The sequence below is a fragment of the Brevibacillus sp. HB1.2 genome (assembly GCF_013332495.1).
GTDB classification, from domain to species: domain Bacteria; phylum Bacillota; class Bacilli; order Brevibacillales; family Brevibacillaceae; genus Brevibacillus; species Brevibacillus porteri.
Genome location: NZ_JABMIU010000007.1, coordinates 23,106 through 42,173, shown reverse-complemented (window position 1 = coordinate 42,173; position 19,068 = coordinate 23,106). Strand labels below are relative to the sequence as shown.

General features: G+C 46.7%; 25 protein-coding genes. 16 read left to right on the top strand and 9 right to left on the bottom strand.

The features are described from left to right. Window positions 1–33 precede the first annotated feature (33 nt). Entirely contained in the window at window positions 34–951 is a 918-nt protein-coding gene (locus tag HPY28_RS17425) for an aldo/keto reductase (protein WP_174224143.1), read from the top strand. Between the two features lie 10 nt (window positions 952–961). Here HPY28_RS17425 and HPY28_RS17420 read toward each other — a convergent pair whose 3' ends face one another. From HPY28_RS17420 to HPY28_RS17405, 4 genes are all read right to left on the bottom strand, one after another. Beyond that, a complete protein-coding gene (locus HPY28_RS17420) occupies window positions 962–1,603 on the bottom strand; it encodes a DUF3885 domain-containing protein (protein ID WP_174231042.1) in 642 nt (213 codons plus the stop codon). 89 nt (window positions 1,604–1,692) lie between these two features. Beyond that, window positions 1,693–2,085, bottom strand: coding sequence for a YkvA family protein (locus HPY28_RS17415; protein WP_174231041.1), 393 nt, complete (start codon window positions 2,083–2,085; stop codon window positions 1,693–1,695). A 113-nt stretch (window positions 2,086–2,198) separates the two neighbouring features. Continuing rightward, the gene (locus tag HPY28_RS17410) at window positions 2,199–3,182 is read right to left on the bottom strand and encodes a zinc-dependent alcohol dehydrogenase family protein (RefSeq protein ID WP_017249054.1); all 984 of its coding nucleotides are present in this window, start codon (window positions 3,180–3,182) and stop codon (window positions 2,199–2,201) included. Between the two features lie 278 nt (window positions 3,183–3,460). Beyond that, complete coding sequence (locus tag HPY28_RS17405) at window positions 3,461–3,670, bottom strand: CDGSH iron-sulfur domain-containing protein (RefSeq protein WP_069844813.1); 210 nt, start codon at window positions 3,668–3,670, stop codon at window positions 3,461–3,463. A gap of 190 nt (window positions 3,671–3,860) precedes the next feature. Between HPY28_RS17405 and HPY28_RS17400 the strand changes: the two genes are divergently transcribed. Next, on the top strand, window positions 3,861–4,031 hold the full coding sequence (locus HPY28_RS17400; RefSeq protein WP_069844814.1) for a tryptophan RNA-binding attenuation protein: 171 nt from the start codon (window positions 3,861–3,863) through the stop codon (window positions 4,029–4,031). An 89-nt stretch (window positions 4,032–4,120) separates the two neighbouring features. On the opposite strand, the gene HPY28_RS17395 is transcribed toward HPY28_RS17400, so the two are convergent. Further along, window positions 4,121–4,348 carry a DoxX family membrane protein gene (locus tag HPY28_RS17395; protein ID WP_371813493.1) on the bottom strand — a complete coding sequence of 76 codons (228 nt, stop codon included), beginning with the start codon at window positions 4,346–4,348 and terminating at the stop codon, window positions 4,121–4,123. 189 nt (window positions 4,349–4,537) lie between these two features. Continuing rightward, on the bottom strand, window positions 4,538–5,065 hold the full coding sequence (locus HPY28_RS17390; protein ID WP_174231040.1) for an isochorismatase family protein: 528 nt from the start codon (window positions 5,063–5,065) through the stop codon (window positions 4,538–4,540). Between the two features lie 117 nt (window positions 5,066–5,182). Here HPY28_RS17390 and HPY28_RS17385 point away from each other — a divergent pair, with 117 nt between their 5' ends. From HPY28_RS17385 to HPY28_RS17320, 14 genes are all read left to right on the top strand, one after another. Next, the gene (locus HPY28_RS17385) at window positions 5,183–5,827 is read left to right on the top strand and encodes a hypothetical protein (RefSeq protein WP_017249044.1); all 645 of its coding nucleotides are present in this window, start codon (window positions 5,183–5,185) and stop codon (window positions 5,825–5,827) included. Between the two features lie 104 nt (window positions 5,828–5,931). Further along, window positions 5,932–6,291 carry a YmaF family protein gene (locus HPY28_RS17380; RefSeq protein ID WP_017249043.1) on the top strand — a complete coding sequence of 120 codons (360 nt, stop codon included), beginning with the start codon at window positions 5,932–5,934 and terminating at the stop codon, window positions 6,289–6,291. Window positions 6,292–6,421: 130 nt separating this feature from the next. Next, on the top strand, window positions 6,422–7,123 hold the full coding sequence (locus HPY28_RS17375; RefSeq protein WP_174231039.1) for a YjjG family noncanonical pyrimidine nucleotidase: 702 nt from the start codon (window positions 6,422–6,424) through the stop codon (window positions 7,121–7,123). Window positions 7,124–7,196: 73 nt separating this feature from the next. Beyond that, on the top strand, window positions 7,197–9,026 hold the full coding sequence (locus HPY28_RS17370; protein WP_173623561.1) for a UbiD family decarboxylase: 1,830 nt from the start codon (window positions 7,197–7,199) through the stop codon (window positions 9,024–9,026). 190 nt (window positions 9,027–9,216) lie between these two features. Next, a complete protein-coding gene (locus HPY28_RS17365) occupies window positions 9,217–11,187 on the top strand; it encodes a BglG family transcription antiterminator (protein WP_174231038.1) in 1,971 nt (656 codons plus the stop codon). Further along, on the top strand, window positions 11,147–12,292 hold the full coding sequence (locus tag HPY28_RS17360; RefSeq protein ID WP_174231037.1) for an amidohydrolase/deacetylase family metallohydrolase: 1,146 nt from the start codon (window positions 11,147–11,149) through the stop codon (window positions 12,290–12,292). Before HPY28_RS17365 ends, HPY28_RS17360 begins: the two co-directional genes overlap by 41 nt. Beyond that, complete coding sequence (locus HPY28_RS17355; RefSeq protein WP_174231036.1) at window positions 12,283–12,654, top strand: hypothetical protein; 372 nt, start codon at window positions 12,283–12,285, stop codon at window positions 12,652–12,654. Before HPY28_RS17360 ends, HPY28_RS17355 begins: the two co-directional genes overlap by 10 nt. 32 nt (window positions 12,655–12,686) lie before the next feature. Then, window positions 12,687–13,049 carry an SFCGS family glycine-rich protein gene (locus HPY28_RS17350; protein WP_174231035.1) on the top strand — a complete coding sequence of 121 codons (363 nt, stop codon included), beginning with the start codon at window positions 12,687–12,689 and terminating at the stop codon, window positions 13,047–13,049. A 3-nt stretch (window positions 13,050–13,052) separates the two neighbouring features. Continuing rightward, a complete protein-coding gene (locus HPY28_RS17345; protein WP_017249036.1) occupies window positions 13,053–13,391 on the top strand; it encodes a DUF4312 family protein in 339 nt (112 codons plus the stop codon). A gap of 21 nt (window positions 13,392–13,412) precedes the next feature. After that, window positions 13,413–14,201 (top strand): DUF4311 domain-containing protein, encoded by a 789-nt coding sequence (locus HPY28_RS17340; protein ID WP_174231034.1) that lies wholly within the window; start codon window positions 13,413–13,415, stop codon window positions 14,199–14,201. After that, the gene (locus HPY28_RS17335; RefSeq protein ID WP_017249034.1) at window positions 14,201–14,851 is read left to right on the top strand and encodes a DUF4310 family protein; all 651 of its coding nucleotides are present in this window, start codon (window positions 14,201–14,203) and stop codon (window positions 14,849–14,851) included. Before HPY28_RS17340 ends, HPY28_RS17335 begins: the two co-directional genes overlap by 1 nt. A gap of 40 nt (window positions 14,852–14,891) precedes the next feature. Beyond that, window positions 14,892–16,007: a DgaE family pyridoxal phosphate-dependent ammonia lyase gene (locus tag HPY28_RS17330; protein WP_174231033.1), complete on the top strand. Its 1,116-nt coding sequence runs from the start codon at window positions 14,892–14,894 to the stop codon at window positions 16,005–16,007. Window positions 16,008–16,012: 5 nt separating this feature from the next. Then, the gene (locus HPY28_RS17325; protein WP_173623556.1) at window positions 16,013–16,735 is read left to right on the top strand and encodes a KDGP aldolase; all 723 of its coding nucleotides are present in this window, start codon (window positions 16,013–16,015) and stop codon (window positions 16,733–16,735) included. Between the two features lie 33 nt (window positions 16,736–16,768). After that, window positions 16,769–17,026 carry an HPr family phosphocarrier protein gene (locus tag HPY28_RS17320; protein WP_017249031.1) on the top strand — a complete coding sequence of 86 codons (258 nt, stop codon included), beginning with the start codon at window positions 16,769–16,771 and terminating at the stop codon, window positions 17,024–17,026. Window positions 17,027–17,091: 65 nt separating this feature from the next. On the opposite strand, the gene HPY28_RS17315 is transcribed toward HPY28_RS17320, so the two are convergent. The 3 genes from HPY28_RS17315 to HPY28_RS17305 all read right to left on the bottom strand — a co-directional run bounded on the left by HPY28_RS17315 (window position 17,092) and on the right by HPY28_RS17305 (window position 19,049). Continuing rightward, window positions 17,092–17,778 carry a DUF4386 domain-containing protein gene (locus tag HPY28_RS17315; RefSeq protein ID WP_174231032.1) on the bottom strand — a complete coding sequence of 229 codons (687 nt, stop codon included), beginning with the start codon at window positions 17,776–17,778 and terminating at the stop codon, window positions 17,092–17,094. 118 nt (window positions 17,779–17,896) lie between these two features. Next, window positions 17,897–18,241 (bottom strand): YkgJ family cysteine cluster protein, encoded by a 345-nt coding sequence (locus HPY28_RS17310; RefSeq protein WP_069844830.1) that lies wholly within the window; start codon window positions 18,239–18,241, stop codon window positions 17,897–17,899. A 259-nt stretch (window positions 18,242–18,500) separates the two neighbouring features. Further along, entirely contained in the window at window positions 18,501–19,049 is a 549-nt protein-coding gene (locus tag HPY28_RS17305) for a GNAT family N-acetyltransferase (protein WP_174231031.1), read from the bottom strand. Between the last annotated feature and the right edge of the window lie 19 nt (window positions 19,050–19,068).

Genomic DNA, 19,068 nt, shown 5'->3' with positions numbered 1-19,068 from the left:
GCACGACCCACTTATTAGAATCGGGGGTTTGACATGAGAACCATACCACTCGGCACGAGCAAGTTAGAAGTACCAGTCATCGCAATTGGGTGCATGAGGATAGGGTCACTAGACAAGCCGCAAGCGGAGCGCTTCGTACAAACGGCGCTTGAAGAAGGTGCGAATTTCTTCGACCATGCAGATATTTATGGAAAGGGCAGATGTGAGGAAGTATTTGCAGAAGCGATTCAGATGAGCCCTAGCGTTCGTGAGCGTATCCTTTTGCAATCGAAATGTGGCATTCGGCCCGGCATGTTCGACTTTTCCAAAGAATATATTTTGAATGCTGTGGATGGCATTCTACAACGTCTAAAAACGGAATATTTAGATGTATTGCTGTTGCATCGCCCAGACACTCTTGTCGAGCCGGAAGAAGTAGCGGAAGCGTTCGATCTTCTGGAAAGCACGGGTAAAGTACGCCACTTTGGCGTCTCCAATCAAAATCCGATGCAGATCCAGCTGTTAAACAAGTATGTGAAGCAACCAATCGTCGCTAACCAGTTGCAGCTCAGCATGATGAACGCAACGATGATTTCGCAAGGCTTCAACGTCAATATGGAGAACAACTCGGCTGTAAACCGCGATGGCAGTGTACTCGACTTTTGCAGGCTGCATGATATTACGATTCAGCCTTGGTCGCCGTTCCAGTATGGATTTTTCGAAGGATCTTTCCTTGGGAACGAGAAATTTCCTGAGTTGAACAAAAAAATCGATGAAATGGCAGCTAAATATGAAGTATCCAACACAACAATCGCCATCGCTTGGTTACTACGGCACCCGGCGAACATGCAACCTGTCATTGGCACGACGAATATCGACCGAATGAAAGAGTGCGTGAAAGCGACCCATATTCGTTTGACGCGAGAAGAGTGGTATGACATCTATCGCTCTGCCGGAAATGTGTTGCCGTAACTGATTCCATTTACAAAAATACCTGATCGATCTTGGCTCTGTCATAATCTAATATCCAATGAGGATAGCTGTCATATATCCCTCTGATTGTTTCAGGAGAAGTGGCTAATAAATCACAGCCTCGATCGTCATAGATGTGAAAGATGGTATGTTTGCTCGTATTGATAAAGTAGACGCGATGAAAAATACGTGGTTTTAATCCCATATCCTGACGGCAGATTGCTTTTAGCATGGGAACATAGGCAAAGTCCGATGTCTTACACTTCAAGAAGAACCGATGCGTTCGATAGACTTCATTCTCATCGTCTTCTGGAAAAACATAAGGAATGGTATTTTGCCTAAGCTTATACAAAAGTGATTTGTTCTTCACATACTTGGAAAAGGCGTTCAATTTACGCTTAAAGGCCCGACTGTCTCCAAAATCGTTTACATCCACTACGATAAAAATGTCATCATTAGGTGAATGTGAAGCCTTAAATAAGGCAATCGCTCGCGTATAAACCCCCTGTAAGTAGGGGCAATTTTCATAAACGTAATGATAATCATAGTTCACGCCTAGTTCAAAGCGGATTCCAATATCCCAGCTGTAAAACAAAGGTGGTCTTAGCTTTAACGTTGGAAAGGTATGCTGTAAATACTCGTGTGCTGTCATCAAAGCACCTCGCTCTACTAATAGGATACAGAGAAAATAAATAGGAGAGAACAGAGACTCTCCTACTATCCATTGAATGGATTGTGCCTCTATTCCTGTAAAAAATCTTTTTCTTTCCACTCTTTGTACAGAGTAAGGTCGCTGCTCACTTGTCGAAACACCAATCCAATGATTGTCGCGTCATCTAGTAAACCAGCAACAGGAATAAAATCTGTGATGGCGTCTATGGGTGAAACAAAGTACAAAATCCCGCCAATAATCATCAATATGGATTTAACAGGGATTGTTCGATATTTTCCACTCGTCCAATCACCGAAAATATGAAAGAGGATCTGTAAATTCTCCCAAGCATCTCCGATCGCTTTTTTATCTGCTTTTTTCATTGCTTTTTTTAGGAGATTTGATGCTTTTTCTTTATCGTTCAGATATTCAGAGGCTTTTGATTCATAATTTTTAAGAAACATCTTTTCATGTTTAGCCATAGGACCTCCTATGTTTCGTCGAAGCCAAAAAGGGCGAGAATACGCTCATGTTTGGCTTCATGTTATGTAAACCACTTGTACATCCCTACAGAACGAGAGCCGTATAGGACCAATTACACCAAGATGATTTTCCCCGTACGCTGACGGCTCTCCGCAAATTGCACTGCTTCTTTAACATCATGCAAAGCAAATTTCTCTCCAGGTTCTGCGAAAAGGAGCTTCCCATTCTGAACGAGCTCGATGACTTTCTCAAACGTTTCGTGCCAGGTAGACACGGAAACACGTTGATTCCATTGGCGCAATAAAAATAGTTGAGGGAGAACGCCAAGCTCTTTCGAAATGATCGACCAATCCACTTGAACTCCTGATAATAGACCTAACGACAAGAAGATTCCGCCAGCACGTGTAGACTTCGCCAGCTCTAAACCGTCTGGACCGCCAATGGAATCAATAGACGCATGAGCACCTTGTCCGTTCGTTACACTCATGATGGCATCATAAATAGACACACGTGAACTGTCGATGACATGCCACGCCCCAAGTTGCATCAACTCCTCGGTATATCTTGCGTTTCGGACGATGGCGATCACTCTAAAACCAAAAAGAGCGGATAGCTGAATAAATAAGCGGCCAATGGCTGAGTTGACTGCATTGACTAACAAAAACTGATGAGAAGACAGTTGAAGCGTCTCATTGCAGATGACCCACGCAGTGATGGGATTGATGTACAATCGACAGGCGATATCATCTGGGATCGAATCGGGAACCGCAATGGCTAGCTCGGCTGTCGTTTTTACGTATTCTTGCCATGTACCCTCACCGCGCAAAGGCAGAACACGTTTCCCGATAAGAGAGCGGGGAGCAAAAGGACCTGTATCCATAACGGTACCAACCCCCTCATACCCAGGAATGGCGGGAAGGTTGATGCGATGCTTGTAGGCACCACGAATCGGAATGACGTCAGAAGGATTAATAGGTCGTGCGCTCATTTTTACCAAAATTTCATCTTGCTTCAGAGGTTCAATCAGCCGCTGTTCAACCTTCAATACTTCATGGGGTTCGCCAAATTGATCGTAACGTACTGTTTGTGCATACATGGTTGTGAACTCCTAACTTTGTCAGCCATAACTGAACGAAGGATCGTTCTTCGTCAATGCGTATGGGATCGGAATGTCATTATTGTAGGTATAAAAAATAAACGCCGTCAATCAAAACGAGAACTTGGCTAGCGGAATGTTAGAGAATCTGGACAATCATGAAAAATAAGACCGCTCCTAAAAAGGCCGTGGTTCTTCAAAATTATACCAATGAGGAAACAAATTTACATCATAAGTGATCGATAAGTGAAAAAAGAGCGCATCTGCGCTCTTTCAAATCATGCTTTTGCCCGTGGTGCACTTTCAAAACCTACTTTTTTATGCGTGCCATCACAGAACGGTTTCTTCTCGGATTGACCGCATCTACAGAGTGAAAAAGATGAACCGACTTCATACTTGTCGCCTGCTCCATCCAGCAATTCAACTGCACCAGTCACACGAATTGATCCATTGTCGTTAATCTTGATGGTTACTTTTTCTTGATCCACATGTCATCCCTCCTTTTTTACTATCTTTACCTACTATGATTTCGAGCAGAAGGGTATGTGAAAAATAATTGTTTGACTACATAGGAAGAGCCAGCCATCGCGATAGTGAACTTGCTGGCAGAACATGACGAATTCGTGTTAAAATCAGGACAAGGTACGGTTATTTTTAGCAGGGAAAGGGTTTTGTCTCATGACGATTTCGATGGATGACTTAGAGCAATCCTGCTGGGAATGCGAAGGTAAGGGGATTCTTGTGAATGAAAACAAGCAAGAGGAATCATGCCCCAAATGCCAGGGTAAGGGAGCGATTCTTACCGCACAAGGTCAGACCCTCTTACACTTTATAAAAAAGCATTTGTAAACGAACGAGCTTGAAGAAAAAGCGGGAGGCCGTCAGATCCTCACCTAGCTACGGGTGGGAACTGACGGCCTTTTTTGTGAGCAGTCGGATTAAATCGGCGTAGCGTTATTCGGCTGTTTTTTGCTACCACTCTGGCGACCGATAAGCAAGAAAACAAGGAGTAAGACAAACGGAATCGCTACCGTAGTCATATCACCGTGTAAAAGAAGAGTGATTGTAGCACCAAGCATAATCACTGCGAGCGTATAGGCGGCGTACCGCGCATACTTTTTCATCAGTAAGCCCAGCCCGCCGAGCACTTCGCCTAAACCGATCACAACCCTACGATCATTACCCATTTTGCAAAAATACGCAGACCTATCATACTGAAATCCTCCAATCGTTTCGTTGATGGATTCAGTATAAACCGCCCATTATGACATCTTTTGTCATATAGCAATGACTGAACGTTCTACAAAGGATCGTGTATCTGCGAGTCCTCGGATAACAGGTACGACTTGCTCACATCACTTGTATTTTTCAGTGTACTCGGTGTAGTTTACTACTTCAATGACACTTGACCAACGGAGAACGGTTCCTACAAACTGTTTAATGTCTAATCCTTGCATGCTGTATGATTCGGCGGTATTGGTTGTTCCAGTTGCGTCCTTAATGAACGTCACTTTATATCCGCGATCATAGGCAGTGATCGCCGTAAACATACAACAAAATTCCGTCTCAAAACCAATGATAAAAAGATGATCGACCCCTATCTTTTCTATAGTCTGTGTGAGTTCAGTTTGGAAGAAAGAACTAGGGGTTTGCTTCTCAATGATGAAGTCGGAATAGTCTTTTAATGAAGGGTGTATTTCAGAACCGATAGAGCCTCTTTTCAGGGGACTTTCTTCTGCATCATCCACATGCTGGACAAAAATGACAGGACCATTGCTCTCTTTAAAATCTTTGATCACCTGTTCCATCAAAAAGAGTTCCTCTTTGTAATCCCCACAACTCACAATTCCGTTTTGCACATCAATCACTAAGAGTGCGTTCATTGTTTCACCTTCCTTCTACCATGTAGAGAGAGAATTCGGAAGGAAAGGGTGGACTTCCTGCAAGGGAAATACCATGAGATAATGAGGGGAAGGAAATAATAGGAAAGGTTGAGTGAGATGAGAATTTCATTTTCTTATGCATTCATTTTTGTCGCATTCATTCTCGTTACAGGATGTGGTTCAACGAATTCAAGTACTTCATCCGTGTTTTCCAATTTAGCCAAACAAGGCTCTTCTTCCACGAGTGAAGGTACAGAGGCAGTTGAGGAATCAGAAAATAATAATGTCGCTATGTACTTTTCGATGGCTGTACTCGCCTTACATGAAGGGAATGGCTTTGAAGCTGGAGAAGAATTTCCACCGGAATCCAAATCGTTTTTGGCAAAGCATGCTCGTCTGTTTCCGGCAACTGGGGACAAAGTGAAGGAAGCTCAGCAATTAGTCGATCAAAATGTGCAACCGAAACATATCAATAAAAACATTTCCAAGTATCATGCTTCGATGATTCAAGATAAAGGAACGGTGTTGAGCATCGAAGAAGAAGAAATACCGGAAATCGGGATGATTTCTGTCTTGCATGTCGTCAATGACGAGGAGGATAGCTACCAAGTTGTTTACTTAGGTGCATTAGATGTCTATGAAGATGATACGGTTGAATTTGTTGGGGTCCCAACCTTGCTCTCAGGTTTCGAAAATGTAAGTGGTGGATACACGAATTCGATCATCATGGCAGGGAGCTATGTAGGAAAAAGCGCGAATTAAGTTAGGGTAGTATGGATTTTCGTAGGAAACAAGCTATTGACCAGTTCGCCTCCTTGTCACACTGAATACAGTGATAGCAAGCCTGGGATGGAAGGATGAAAACAATGGCTAATAAAAAAAGATTAAAATGGAAGTTAAAAAGTAAACGTACAACAAGAATTCAGAGACATGTTCATGAGTTTTTAGGTAGCACGCAGCTTGCAGAAGAAGGAGCAGATCGACACAATCACCGTTTTGCTGGCGTCACTGGTCAAGCAATCCCCAGAGGAAAAAGCCACGTTCATGTCATTCGGTCCAATACAGACTTCTTCACTCATCTCCATCGCGTGCGAATTGTAACTGGACCCGCAATTCCGGTTGGAAATGGAAAACATGTTCATTTCGTAAGTGGGAGGACCACGTTTAACGACGGACATGTCCATCGGTTCAAATTCGCCACGTTGATCCAGAAGCCGCTCCTCTAATAAATCTCGCACAGCCTCGAATGATACAGTTCGAGGCTTTTTGTATGCAGGTTGGCCTTCTGTTTTTGATATGATAGAAAGGTGTTAGTTTGTACGAATACTTGATCAGTAAAGATTTATGGAGGTTACCATGCGCTATCAAGTCATATTATTCGATGTAGATGATACACTTCTCGACTTCAAAACGACAGAAGAAAATGCTTTGCAAAAGACGTTTTCTCAGTTTGGACTCGCTACGGGATCGTCTGATTATGGAGTGACTTACAAAGAGATCAGTAAAGGATTGTGGGAGGATTTAGAAAAGGGGCGAATCACTCTAGCAGAGCTGGGCGTAGAGAGATTTCGAAGACTTTTCAAAGCTGTTCAGCTAGACGTCGATGCAGAGGCGTTTGGCAGCGCCTATCTCGAATCCTTGGGCAAAGAAGTGCATTTGATACCGGGAGCGGTTGAGTTGTGCAACAGTTTGGAGGATTGCCGCTTGGCGATCATTACGAATGGGTTCGCCTCTGTGCAAACGGCAAGAATTGCCGCTTCACCGCTTTGCAACTCTTTTGAGCACCTGATTATTTCCGAAGAGGTAGGCTATAAGAAGCCGGATCGGGAAATTTTTGAATACGCGTACTCCAAACTGCAATGGACGGAGAAGGCGAACGTATTGATGGTGGGAGATTCGTTGACCTCTGATATACAAGGGGGAGCCCTTTACGGGATCGATACATGCTGGTTCAACCCTCTGGGCAAGGAAAATCAGACGAGCATTCAGCCAACCTACGAAATCAGAGAACTGAGCGAGCTTCAAGAAATTGTGCGGAAGGGTAACGTGAATTTGTAGGATCTTTCCTGTATGATGAGAAGGTATTGATCTACAGGTAAATCTAGAATCTAGTGATTGGAGCCCTATAGATATGTATCAGAATTTAGAAGAGTGCATCCTTGACTTGGAAAGGCACGGACATTTGGTCCGTATTCGCGAAGAAGTAGATCCCTATCTAGAAATGGCCGCGATTCACTTGAAGGTGTACGAAGCTGGCGGGCCAGCCTTACTGTTTGAAAACGTAAAAGGCTCAAAGTTTCGTGCGGTATCCAATCTTTTTGGCACAATTGAGCGCAGCAAGTTTATTTTCAGAAGCACCTGGCAAGCCGCTGAAAATATAATCGCTATGCGCAATGATCCGATGAAAGCGCTAAAGCAGCCATTTAAAAATATCGAAAACGGCTTTGCTGCTCTAAAGGCTTTGCCTGCAAAAAAATCGACTAGCATGCCGGTAACCGCACAGGAAATCAGCATAACAGACTTGCCACTTATCCAAAGCTGGCCGATGGATGGTGGAGCTTTTGTCACGTTGCCCCAAATCTATTCGGAAGATCCGGACAAGCCTGGAATCATGAATTCCAATTTGGGGATGTACCGTGTGCAGTTGACTGGTAATGAATATGAGGTAAACAAAGAAATTGGCTTGCACTATCAAATCCATCGTGGAATTGGTGTCCACCAAGCCAAAGCGACCAAAATGGGGATGCCGCTGAAAGTAAGTTGTTTCGTTGGCGGTCCGCCTGCCCATACTTTATCGGCTGTCATGCCGTTGCCAGAAGGCTTGAGCGAAATTACTTTTGCCGGTTTGCTTTCTGGGCGTCGTTTTCACTACAGCTATATCGATGGTTACTGCATAAGCAATGATGCGGATTTTGTAATCACGGGAGATATTTATCCTGGAGATACGAAACCAGAAGGACCATTCGGCGACCATTTGGGCTATTACAGTCTGATCCATCCATTCCCTGTGATGAAGGTAAAGAAAGTGTACGCCAAGCCGAATGCGATCTGGCCATTCACAGTTGTGGGCCGTCCGCCACAAGAAGATACGTCATTTGGTCAACTGATTCACGAGTTAACGGGCGATGCGATCAAGCAAGAAATCCCAGGTGTAAAAGAAGTTCATGCTGTAGATGCTGCCGGTGTGCATCCGCTGCTGTTTGCCATCGGAAGCGAGCGATATACGCCTTATCAGCAAGTCAAACAGCCGACGGAGATGCTCACCATTGCCAACCGCATTTTAGGAACTGGCCAATTGAGCTTGGCCAAGTATTTATTCATTACCGCAGAAGAAAATCGACCATTGACGACGCATGATGAAGTCGATTTTATGACCTATATTTTGGAGAGAATCGATCTGCATCGCGATGTTCATTTTTATACAAACACGACCATTGATACGTTGGATTATTCGGGAACAGGCTTAAACAGCGGTAGTAAGGTTGTCCTCGCTGCTTACGGCGATCAAAAACGAGAGCTGTGCAAAGAGGTGCCGGATGAGTTGAAGGATTTGCGAGAGTTTGAGAATGCCCGCTTGATTATGCCAGGTGTGGTGTCGATCCAAGGTCCTGCTTTTACCGATTACGCGAGCGCCCAGCAGCAATTACAGAATCTGTGTGACGCGATTCAAGCGAGAGGTCCGATCCCGTCTTGCCCGATGATCATCCTTTGTGACGACAGTACATTCATGAGCACGTCTCTTCAAAACTTCCTGTGGGCAACCTTTACACGCAGTAATCCATCCCACGACATTTACGGCGTGAACAGCTACTACGAGAACAAGCATTGGGGTTGTGATAATCTGATTATCGATGCACGTACCAAGCCCCATCAAGCACCGCCATTGGTACCCGATCCAACTGTCGAGAAAAATATCGAACGACTGTTTGTCAAAGGTGCGAGCTTGGGTGGAATCCTGTAAGTGAGCTCTTTTTAAAAGTAGAGGTCCGTAACCTTTCGTTGCGGGCTTTTTCTATGCGCTGTCGAATCGAACTGATAATTGCAAAAATTGCACGATTGATGGGGAAAGGAATCGTTCTTTACCACTGAGAAAGCGTTTTCTATAATGAATCTCAAGCAAGGACACAGCTTTTTATGGAAAGGAGAAAGGAATGGTCTTCTTAACCACACGTTCCCATGCATTACTGAAGGTGATACTCGACAGCTACTATCCGCTGAAAATTAAGGACGTCGCGCGCGATTTCCAGGTAAGCGAACGCACCGTCAAGTACGACCTGGATAACGTCAGGCAATGGCTAAAGGAACGAAATGTCATCCTCCATTCTCAACCGAATAAAGGGCTGTGGATAACGGAAGAGCAAGAGCATCGAAATGCTTTGAAGGAAAATTTGCAAAGGGATGACAGCAAGACACTCATTCTGCCGCAAAAGGATCGGGTCAAGCATTTTTTGTTCATTCTTCTGCTGTCAGAAGGGTATCAGCGGATGAACGATTTGGCCGACCATATGGGCGTCAGTCGCAATACTGTCGTGGCCGATGTCAAGGACACGGAAAAGCTGCTCGATGGCTGGCGTCTCGAGCTCGTCACGAAGCAAAGGTACGGTGTACGTGTGGACGGGAGTGAGCGGCACAAGCGGTATGCTCTCGAAAACTTGATTCACGATCTGCTGGATGGAATCGACATGTATCGGATGGTACAGGGAATGCTTTTAGAGTATGGACAAGAAGCGCGAACAGGTCCGTTATTGGAGAAATGGCTGATCAGCCGGACAGAGTTAGGGGAGATCATTCACAGCATCAAAGCATGGATGAATGCTGCTGCGGAGACGCTGGCAGACCGAGTGTTGATTAGTTTACTGATTCGCTTATGCATTGTCGTCCATCGTGTACAAAGGGGCCAATTGGTCACTGCGGATGATGCCGAGATGGGAGAAGCGAGGCATTGGAGCGGGTACGAGCTGTTTTCACACGAGGTTCGAGCATTCTGTCAGCGATTGAACGTCGATATTCCCGAACACGAGATTGCGTATGCGTGCCTTCCGCTACTAGGGACTGAACAGGTGCCAAGAGAAGCGCGTGCAGGTAGGATCGTTTTGGACGTTTTCCAGGCAACCAAGGAGCTGACAGAAGCGGTTAGCAGTCGGATGTTGGCACCGTTGTACGAGGATCAGGAGCTGGTCAGACTGCTTTTTGCTCATCTGGATGATAGTTTGAACCGTTATCGTCAGGGAGTTCTTTTTGCGAATCCACTGACGGAGGAGATTCGCCGTTCCTACGCACGCATGTTTGATGCAGTCAAACGCTCTTGCGAAGAAGTGTTTTGGCATCGGGGGGTCTATTGGCTTGATGCAGACATTGCTTACTTTGTCCTGCATTTCCAAGCAGGTTATGATCGCTGGCTGGAGCAGAAAAAGGCAGATGCGCTTGTCGTTTGCGGAACAGGCAGAGGGACTTCGCGGTTTTTGAAAACGTATCTGGAAAGCGAATTGCGTTCACTTCGGGTCGTAGGTCTGTGTTCCAGTACAGAGGTAGAGAAGTATTTGGCGAGTCGTCGTGTGGATGTCATCATCAGTGTCCTGCCGATCAAAGCCGAGGTGCCTGTTGTGATTGTCAGTCCTCTTCCAACACGCCAAGATATCAACCAGATTCAGAACTGTCTGGAAGCTTTGCAAGTGGCGGAAGGAAATCGACAACAGGCTGTGAATGCTCGCAAGGAAGCTTGGTTCCCAACACTGACTACTGATCTCAATCCGTCAGATTTGCCGGTGGTGGAGAGATTGTCTCAGGATGTTATCTGCAAAGGGTATGAGATCAGTCAAAAAATCGTGACTGCTTTTCGGGAGTACGTAACGGAACAAATGGCAAGCGGACTGACGCTGCACCTGCTGTTGATGGTGAATCGACTGGCTTTTGGCTCACCCTATCAGGAGGAGTGGGAATCGGCGACTGAGGCAGAATCGAGAGAATGGAAGGCATGGCGTGAAAAGCTGAACCAATTGATGGCTGAGGTAAACCTCCAAGTTCCGCCTAGTGAAGTGACGGCCATTATGCGCTATTTTTCAGGAAAGGGGACGGTAGAAAGTGAAAGTGGATCTACTCATACGCAACGGACGGGTTATTGATCCTTCCCAGAACGTGAATGGGCATTATGATCTTGCCATTCGGGAAGGGCGGATCGTTGGGTTGTATGAGAAAGGGAAGACAACCGATGACCAAGGGATGAATCTGGAAAGCAAGGAAACGATCGATGCAGAGGGATATGTGGTGACCCCCGGTCTGATCGATCTGCACGCTCACGTTTTCCCGACAAAGACGAGTTTGGGCGTAGTCGCGGATCGGGTCGGCGTCGAGCAAGGAGTGACAACCGTAGTAGATGCTGGCAGTGTCGGGCTATGGTCGTTTGATGCTTTTCTTGAAGAAGCAGTGTATCCTTCTGTTACTCGTGTTCTGGCATTTCTGAACATTTCAGGGGATGGTTTGTGTACAGGCGGCGGGGAGCTCGCAGACATGTCGCGGTTAACCCCGAGAGAAGCGGCTGCGCTCATACGAGAACAGCCGATACTACGAGGGATAAAAGCCCGCATGAGCGGTTCTGTCGTCAAGCAAAACGGGATCCATCCCTTGCTCGTAGCCAAGGAAGCCGCAAGGGAAGCGGGCGTTCCCATGATGGTGCACATCGGAAACGCTCCGCCAAAACTCACGGAAATATTGCCTCTGCTAGACCGAGGAGACGTGGTGACACATGCGTTTCACGGAAAAAAAGGAGGGATGTTCGACGAACGAGGCGAGTTGATTCCAGAGGCGCAAGACGCGTTGGAGCGGGGAGTCTTACTCGACATCGGGCACGGCGAAGCGAGCTTCAGCTTCCAAACACTGCGTCATGCGCAGGCCCAAGGTATTATGCCACATGTCATTAGCACGGATGTTCACCAGCGCAACATCGATGGTCCTGTGCACAGCTTGACGCACACACTTACGAAGTTTCTCGCTATGGGCTACTCGCTCGACGATGTGATTGCGGCGAGTACGCTAGGTCCAGCACGAATTCTCGGGCTGGAAAACGAGATCGGAACGTTGAAAATAGGGGCATGCGCGGACGTATCCATTTTGCAGATCAAAAAAGAGCCGACAATTTTGACGGACAGTGAACAAGAAACGTTGGAGACAAAGGAAAGAGTAGTGGCTTATCAAGCGATTACTTCGGGAAAGGTACTGACATGCAAATGATTGATGACATTCTCAAGGAACTGGCTGAGACAAAATTGGATTATTTATCTGAAATTTCTGAATCAAAACGGATTCTCCAAAAAATAGAGGAGGAGTTTCGCCTCATGGAGATTCATATACCGCGAGATCGCTGGCTAGCTATCGGAGCTCATGTACTGGCATTTGTACGACGGATGACAAACGGTGAAAAGCTGCCCGTGATTGAAGCGGAGTTGTTCGCCGAAATTCATCCCGATATGGTTACACTCTCACACAAAGTCCTCTCAGAAGAAAAAAGTGCGTGGCAAGCAGATGATACTGAAGCGTTTCTGTTGGCTGTTCATTTTGAAGCCATTCGTGCCATGCAGATGGGGCCAACGTAAATCATCGCTGTGAATAAAAGGAGGGTATGTATATGTCTAAGGTAAAAATCGTAATTGGTGATCGTCTCGGAAAAGGACAGAACATCGCAAAAGGAATCGAAGCTGCTGGCGGGACCGCGATCGTCATTCCAGGTGTTGGCGCTGATATGAAGGTAGGAGATGTCATGGTCAGTGAGAGTGCAGATCTCGGGCTTTCCTTTTGCGGAAGTGGTGGGGCTGGGGCACTGACTGCCAAGACCAAGTATGGTTTTCCAGTCGAGTACGGCTTGCGCTCAGTCGATGCTGGTATTACTGCCTTGCGTAGCGGCAAAAAAGTGATTGGTTTTGGCTTCATGGATATAGAAGAGCTGGGCAGACGCATAGTGGAAGAATACATCAAGCTGGGAGGGAAGTAATCCATGTACACGGAGACGACGCAGACCTTGCGATTATCCGGCAGTGGCGATACGAAAGAAGGAGCCTTCAACAAGATTTTTTCCCAAATCAAGCATGTAGTGGCGAGACAGACGAGTGATTTGGTCGTGCGAATCGAACCAGTAGGAGTTTCCATTGTGTCTGCGACGGAATCAGTGAAGCATGAGCGGTTTTTTGGATTGTTCTTTCCACGCAAACGAACGCGGTATGACATCACTGTAGATATTCAAGTGAGGCTGGGATTGGTCCAGGTAGAAAACATAACATTTCAGCAGCAGACCGAGCAGACTGCGGGTGTGGGGCAGTTGGTTCGTCAGCGATAGAAGCAGACAGGGGGTAGGTTCATGGTTACTTTGATGATTGTGTTGAAGTCGATCGTCATCGGGGCATTGGTCGGCTTCGGTGTTGGTGCGGGGTCGGCGAGGATGTTCCATGCACCCAATGTCCAAGGGATGGGAGCCTTCCGGACTTTTGGAGAGCTGAACGCATGTGCGGGCGATCCCATTTCCCACTTTTCATTTGGACTTGGCTTTTTGTTCAACTCATGGGCGTCTGTTGTCGGTGCCGGTGCTTTGACGCAAGATGTGGATCATCGCGTCATCCCGAACTGGGCAGCGGCTGTGCTGCTCTGGCGTAACAAGAATGTGGCAGAGACGTTGCACAATCCAAAGCAAATGGCGATTGCCGGGGCGGCGGTTGGTGTCGTTGTGGTCACACTTTTGAATTCTACAGCAACAGCGATTCCCGAATCGATGCAGCTCGTCGCGACGAAGGTACTGGTTCCTGCTGCGAACTGGTTGATCAACCCGATCATGCCGATTGTGTTCTGGATGGCGGCGATGGATGCAGGTAAACGGACAGGGATTTGGGGAACGGTCTTGGGCGGTTTATCGCATTTGGTCATGGGCAATGCGGTGCCTGGAATCGTCTTGGGTATATTGATCGGTAAAGGCTTGGATGACAGTGGTTGGAACAAAATTACGAAATCCATGTTTATTGCAGTCATTCTCTTGTTTGTATTCAGTGGCTTCTTCCGCGGTTTTGACGTCGCGCTCTTGAAGAGCATGTATGTAGAAATTCCACAGTGGTTGATAGAGCTTCACGAAACATTCGGATCGGTGGTGAAAAAGTAATGGGTGAATTGCAGGCAAAAGGGTTTTGGTATTCAGAATGGGCATTTCCCCTCTTTGTGGCGTGCTTGTCTTCAGGAATCTTTGCAGGTACTCATCTTTACTATGTGTATCATGTTGGGGCCTTTAACGATATCGCCATCGTTGCGATGCTGGAGGCAGGGATCAAGGGTGGCGGATACGGGGCGGCTGCTGCGTTTGGTGCGAGCTTTTTGTTCGCCCGCGTTTTGGAGGGACCGCTGGTTGGAATTCTCGATATTGGCGGCTCGTTGCAAACAGGTATCGGGATTGGCGTTCCAGCATTGATGTTGGGAGCAGGCTTTACAGCTCCGTTGACTTCTTTTCCTTTGGCGCTGGCGACAGGTGCACTCTTGGGCTTCATCATTGGTACCGTGATTATTTTGATTCGGAAGTACACGATCAACGCATCGAACTCCACTTTTGGTGCGGATGTCATGATGGGAGCCGGAAATGCAGCAGGTCGTTACTTAGGTCCATTGATTGTCATTTCGGCGATTATGGCTTCGATTCCAGTTGGACTCGGCGCAACAGCAGGTGCAGCGATTTTTTACTATTACAACAAACCGATTGCGGGTGGTGCGATTATCGGAGCCATGATCCTTGGAGCCATTTTCCCGATCCCGACACAATGACGGAAGAGCGAAGAGTTTTCACAGGAAGGATGGGCAAACCATGGGAATCTATCAGCAGCTAGGGTTGAAGCAAGTCATTAACGCAAGCGGTAAGATGACGGCACTGGGTGCAAGTGCCGTCCATCCTTCTATCGCACAGGCCATGGGAGAAGCGGCCATGGATTATGTAGAAATTAGCGAGCTGCTGATTGTGGCAGGTCGTCATATCGCAGAGGCGACCGGAGCAGAAGACGGTTGTCCTACCTCGGGAGCAGCTGCAGGCATTGCCATTAGTGTAGCGGCAGTCATAGCCGGTTGCCATCTGAGTTTGATCGAACGGCTTCCTCTTTCCGATGGGTTGAATAACAAGATCATTATCCAAAAAGGACACGCGGTGCACTTCGGTGCTTCCATTCAACAGATGATTGCACTGGGCGGTGGGAAAGTCGTAGAGGTCGGGCATGCCAATCACGTAGAAGAAGACCATTTGCGAGAAGCCATTGATGATCAGACCGCAGCGCTGCTCTATGTCAAATCTCATCATGCGATTCAAAAAGGGATGCAGTCGCTAGACACGATGCTTCAACTCGGTCGGGAGTTTGGAATTCCGGTAATCGTAGACGCAGCGGCGGAGGAGGGTCTGCGGCGCTATGTAGCGATGGGTGCCGATCTGGTCATCTACAGTGGCGGAAAAGCAATCGGCGGGCCAACGTCTGGGTTTATCACAGGTCGTGCCGATCTGGTGGCTGCATGTCGCGCGCAATATAAAGGCATCGGTCGTGCCATGAAGGTAGGAAAGGAAGCCATTGCGGGTTTACTTGCAGCGATTGGACAATATCACCCCGAAAAGCAAAATGTTCCCGAGCAGCGTAGGCGAGTAGAGTGGCTGGCAGGGGAACTGAACAGCTTGCCTGGTGTGAAAGCAGTGATCGCACAGGATGAGGCAGGTCGGGCGATCTATCGCGTGCAAGTTCAGCTTGACGAACGAGTGACGGGAATGACTGCTCGGGAGCTTACACGCCAACTGGAGCAAGGAAATCCAGCTATTTTTACCCGCAACCATTATGTGAATACGGGTATGATTGCCTTTGATCCACGACCGTTTCACCAGGGGCAAGAGCACATCATCGCAGCGCGAATGAAGGAACTGCTGCTAAAACAGAGAGAAGGAGAATAACAAAAGTGGGCACACCGAAAATTCGTTTAAACGTTTTGGCAAGGGATGTAGAAAACGCAAAACAAATATGTTCCGTGGCTGATGGCCGCGCTCTTATCGGAATCTTAGTCAAAGGATTTGCGTCCGTAGAAGCAGCAATAACCGCAGTTGAACAATATCAGCAAGCAGGTGTACCAGTGTCTGTAGGGCTGGGCGCAGGTGATCCTACTCAATGGAAAAAGGTCGCTGAAGTCGCGGTGCAGACACAGCCAGATCACGTCAATCAGGTATTTCCGGCAGCAGGCTATACGCTCGGGGGGCTACAGGCAGTCGGCAACTCGCATACCATCGTGAATGCATTGATTGCCCCCGGCGGACAACCAGGAAAGGTTCAAGTCACCACAGGACCAATGAGCAACAAAGTGTCTGAATGGCTCTCTTGCGATGCAGCCGCCGCGATGTTGGCGGAGATTGGCGTACACTCGGTCAAATTTTATCCAGTTGACGGGCTGGAGAGGCTCAATGAAATCAAAGCGATGGCAGAAGCAGCCGTACGTTACGGGATTCCCGTTTTTGAGCCGACTGGCGGGATCGATGCAGCTTCGATTCGTCCGATTGTGGAGGTATGCCTTGCCGCAGGTGCAAAGCAGGTCATTCCTCACATTTATACATCGATCGTCGACAAGGAAACGGGATTGACTCGTTTAGATCAGGTAGAAGAACTGCTGACTGCTATAGAAGGCCTGTAGCAATTTTACGAGAAAGGGGTAGGAGTGAATCAGATGAGAGAGAGACAGGTCATCGTCGGGTTGGCACAGGGATTACACGCGCGTCCGGCTACTTTGTTTGTGAAAGTGGCAGCTTCCTTTTCCAGTGAAATCGGATTGAACAAGGATGAGAAGAAGGTGAATGCCAAGAGTATTATCGGCGTCATGTCCCTTGCTGTTTCAAAAGGACAGTCGGTCGTCTTGACTGCGGATGGTGCAGACGCGGAACAGGCGCTGGATGCGTTGGAGCGCGTTTTGGTTAGTGTGGAGTAAAGGGATGCGTGAAAGCGTGTAAAAAAAGGGATGTCTCCAATGAAAAGTCAGGAGACATCCCTTTCTCAATCCTGTTCCGTTGAGTTGAATCCTTTCATGATTAGCCATATAGCCAAAACCAATTGTTGAAAGGCTATTGGAATGTTCAACGTCATGTAGGTTGCATCCAGACCGATGAAGCGAATCATAAAGAATAAGCTTGCCAATATGGACAATGTAGACCCAATAAGACCCCAGACTGACAACCACCGTGGAACTAATTTTGTTTGGTAAAATACGCAGGTAAACAAGAACATAGCCAAAACAAATGCCAGTGTCGTTGCCACATGGTTAACCAAATCACGTCCTTCCCGTAACAATCCACCCAGGGTCTGAAAATACGATACATGCAAAGTTCCAACTTTTGCAAATTCGTGGCTTACTGTCAATAGCAACAGAAGAGTGATTACACCAATAATAATGAACACACCCGCAATGATCCCAAAAGCAACAGAGCCAAGAGCTAAACCTTTATGATGCTTACTTAAAATCGGATACAACCAAATAGGTATACCAACATAGGCAACGACCATTAACAACTGGAAAAACGCACCTATTCGTACCTGATTTTCATTTGTAGAAGCTTCGACAAGGTAGTTTGCTCCATCTATAACAGGAACAACACTACATATACCTGTAACCAACCCGACTATTAATAACAACCCAATCATTACTGCTGACCTTCTACCTGCATTTGTACTCTTTCTCAGCATAATGAGCCTCCTTCTCATACACTACCCTCGGCGGATGAAATGAAGTGATGCTGCCTTCCTATAACATTATTATTCAGTTGAGATCTATGATTTGCTTCATTCTGAAAGCTCCGTTTCTTTAAAAATGCTGCCAAGTAAAATCAATACTCAAATACCCAATCTGTTTCTCTTTGAAGGTCAGCGCTTCTTTCGTTGCCAATTCCGGTTTGCGAAAACAGACAAGCTCTTTGTAATACCCAAAAGCGCGACACACTTCCGGTCGAACGCTATGGATGCCACACTGATCTTTTTGCATGTCGTAGAAGATACAAGTTCCAAACATTCTCGGTTGATTTTTCAGATCGTCACGGAGCTTTTTTGGAAGCGCTTTCAATTTCTTGTGTATCATTTTATACTCCTTCTCTGTTATGGGAACTGGACCACAGCACAATCCTTTACAGCCTTGGCAAGGCAATGCATCCATATCATCTACAACCTTTCGTCATGTGATGTTTGCTAGAAAGAACAAAAAAGATGATCCTCGCTGTTTCAGGAGATCATCTTAAGAACTACCGCATTCAATTGTGTTGGTTATTCAAAAATTCGGTAAGAAGAGAATACTGTACTTTTATTATAACACATGTAGGAAGATTTTGACGAATGCTTTCGAAAGAATGGCGGAACGTTTGGGTAGGGGAGTGAATGGGCTGCCATACAGCAGGCCCCTTTGTATGCTCTCTTGTTTATTTCGTCAAAACATATAACCATTCACCGTTGCAGTCCTCGTCGTCCCCAGTTAGGCCATCTAAGACGCGTTCAAAAGAGAAGCCGAGTTTCTCAATGATGTGTAGCGATGCTTTATTGTCTGGGTGTGCTTTTGCGTACAATCGTTCCAATCCGATTACATCAAATGCGTACGTAGTAAGAGCGGAGGCAGCTTCAAAAGCATAGCCGTTCCCCCAATAATCCCGTCCGATTAAATAATAGAGCTCTTTTTCCGGAGCCAGAAAATCGAGAACGCCAACACCACACCAGCCAATGAACCTGCCAGTAGCCTTTTCGCGTATGGCCACAGAATATTTAAAAGGCTTGTCAAAAGGGGTTTCATAACTGCTTCGTAGCCAGCGAAATAAGCGCTTGTAGTTTTCCAGAGGCATTACGTCCATGGGCAGGTAGGTAAACAACTCTGGGTTTTGCATGAGTTCAAAAGATTCCATCAAATCATCCTCTGCGTAAGGACGGATGATGAGTCGTTCTGTTTCTAAGTGCATGGCAGATATCGTTGCTTGCATGTAGGATGTCCCTTTCCAT

What these genes read in the sequence shown, in the direction of transcription:
- HPY28_RS17305 (WP_174231031.1), bottom strand. Translation starts at nt 19,049, where the DNA reads ATGCAAGCAACGATATCTGCCATGCACTTAGAAACAGAACGACTCATC.
- HPY28_RS17400 (WP_069844814.1), top strand. Translation starts at nt 3,861, where the DNA reads ATGACGATTTCGATGGATGACTTAGAGCAATCCTGCTGGGAATGCGAA.
- HPY28_RS17310 (WP_069844830.1), bottom strand. Translation starts at nt 18,241, where the DNA reads ATGGATGCATTGCCTTGCCAAGGCTGTAAAGGATTGTGCTGTGGTCCA.
- HPY28_RS17335 (WP_017249034.1), top strand. Translation starts at nt 14,201, where the DNA reads ATGGGTGAATTGCAGGCAAAAGGGTTTTGGTATTCAGAATGGGCATTT.
- HPY28_RS17340 (WP_174231034.1), top strand. Translation starts at nt 13,413, where the DNA reads ATGGTTACTTTGATGATTGTGTTGAAGTCGATCGTCATCGGGGCATTG.
- HPY28_RS17415 (WP_174231041.1), bottom strand. Translation starts at nt 2,085, where the DNA reads ATGGCTAAACATGAAAAGATGTTTCTTAAAAATTATGAATCAAAAGCC.
- HPY28_RS17370 (WP_173623561.1), top strand. Translation starts at nt 7,197, where the DNA reads ATGTATCAGAATTTAGAAGAGTGCATCCTTGACTTGGAAAGGCACGGA.
- HPY28_RS17355 (WP_174231036.1), top strand. Translation starts at nt 12,283, where the DNA reads ATGCAAATGATTGATGACATTCTCAAGGAACTGGCTGAGACAAAATTG.
- HPY28_RS17410 (WP_017249054.1), bottom strand. Translation starts at nt 3,182, where the DNA reads ATGTATGCACAAACAGTACGTTACGATCAATTTGGCGAACCCCATGAA.
- HPY28_RS17365 (WP_174231038.1), top strand. Translation starts at nt 9,217, where the DNA reads ATGGTCTTCTTAACCACACGTTCCCATGCATTACTGAAGGTGATACTC.
- HPY28_RS17350 (WP_174231035.1), top strand. Translation starts at nt 12,687, where the DNA reads ATGTCTAAGGTAAAAATCGTAATTGGTGATCGTCTCGGAAAAGGACAG.
- HPY28_RS17330 (WP_174231033.1), top strand. Translation starts at nt 14,892, where the DNA reads ATGGGAATCTATCAGCAGCTAGGGTTGAAGCAAGTCATTAACGCAAGC.
- HPY28_RS17385 (WP_017249044.1), top strand. Translation starts at nt 5,183, where the DNA reads ATGAGAATTTCATTTTCTTATGCATTCATTTTTGTCGCATTCATTCTC.
- HPY28_RS17315 (WP_174231032.1), bottom strand. Translation starts at nt 17,778, where the DNA reads ATGCTGAGAAAGAGTACAAATGCAGGTAGAAGGTCAGCAGTAATGATT.
- HPY28_RS17420 (WP_174231042.1), bottom strand. Translation starts at nt 1,603, where the DNA reads ATGACAGCACACGAGTATTTACAGCATACCTTTCCAACGTTAAAGCTA.
- HPY28_RS17375 (WP_174231039.1), top strand. Translation starts at nt 6,422, where the DNA reads ATGCGCTATCAAGTCATATTATTCGATGTAGATGATACACTTCTCGAC.
- HPY28_RS17425 (WP_174224143.1), top strand. Translation starts at nt 34, where the DNA reads ATGAGAACCATACCACTCGGCACGAGCAAGTTAGAAGTACCAGTCATC.
- HPY28_RS17320 (WP_017249031.1), top strand. Translation starts at nt 16,769, where the DNA reads ATGAGAGAGAGACAGGTCATCGTCGGGTTGGCACAGGGATTACACGCG.
- HPY28_RS17380 (WP_017249043.1), top strand. Translation starts at nt 5,932, where the DNA reads ATGGCTAATAAAAAAAGATTAAAATGGAAGTTAAAAAGTAAACGTACA.
- HPY28_RS17390 (WP_174231040.1), bottom strand. Translation starts at nt 5,065, where the DNA reads ATGAACGCACTCTTAGTGATTGATGTGCAAAACGGAATTGTGAGTTGT.
- HPY28_RS17345 (WP_017249036.1), top strand. Translation starts at nt 13,053, where the DNA reads ATGTACACGGAGACGACGCAGACCTTGCGATTATCCGGCAGTGGCGAT.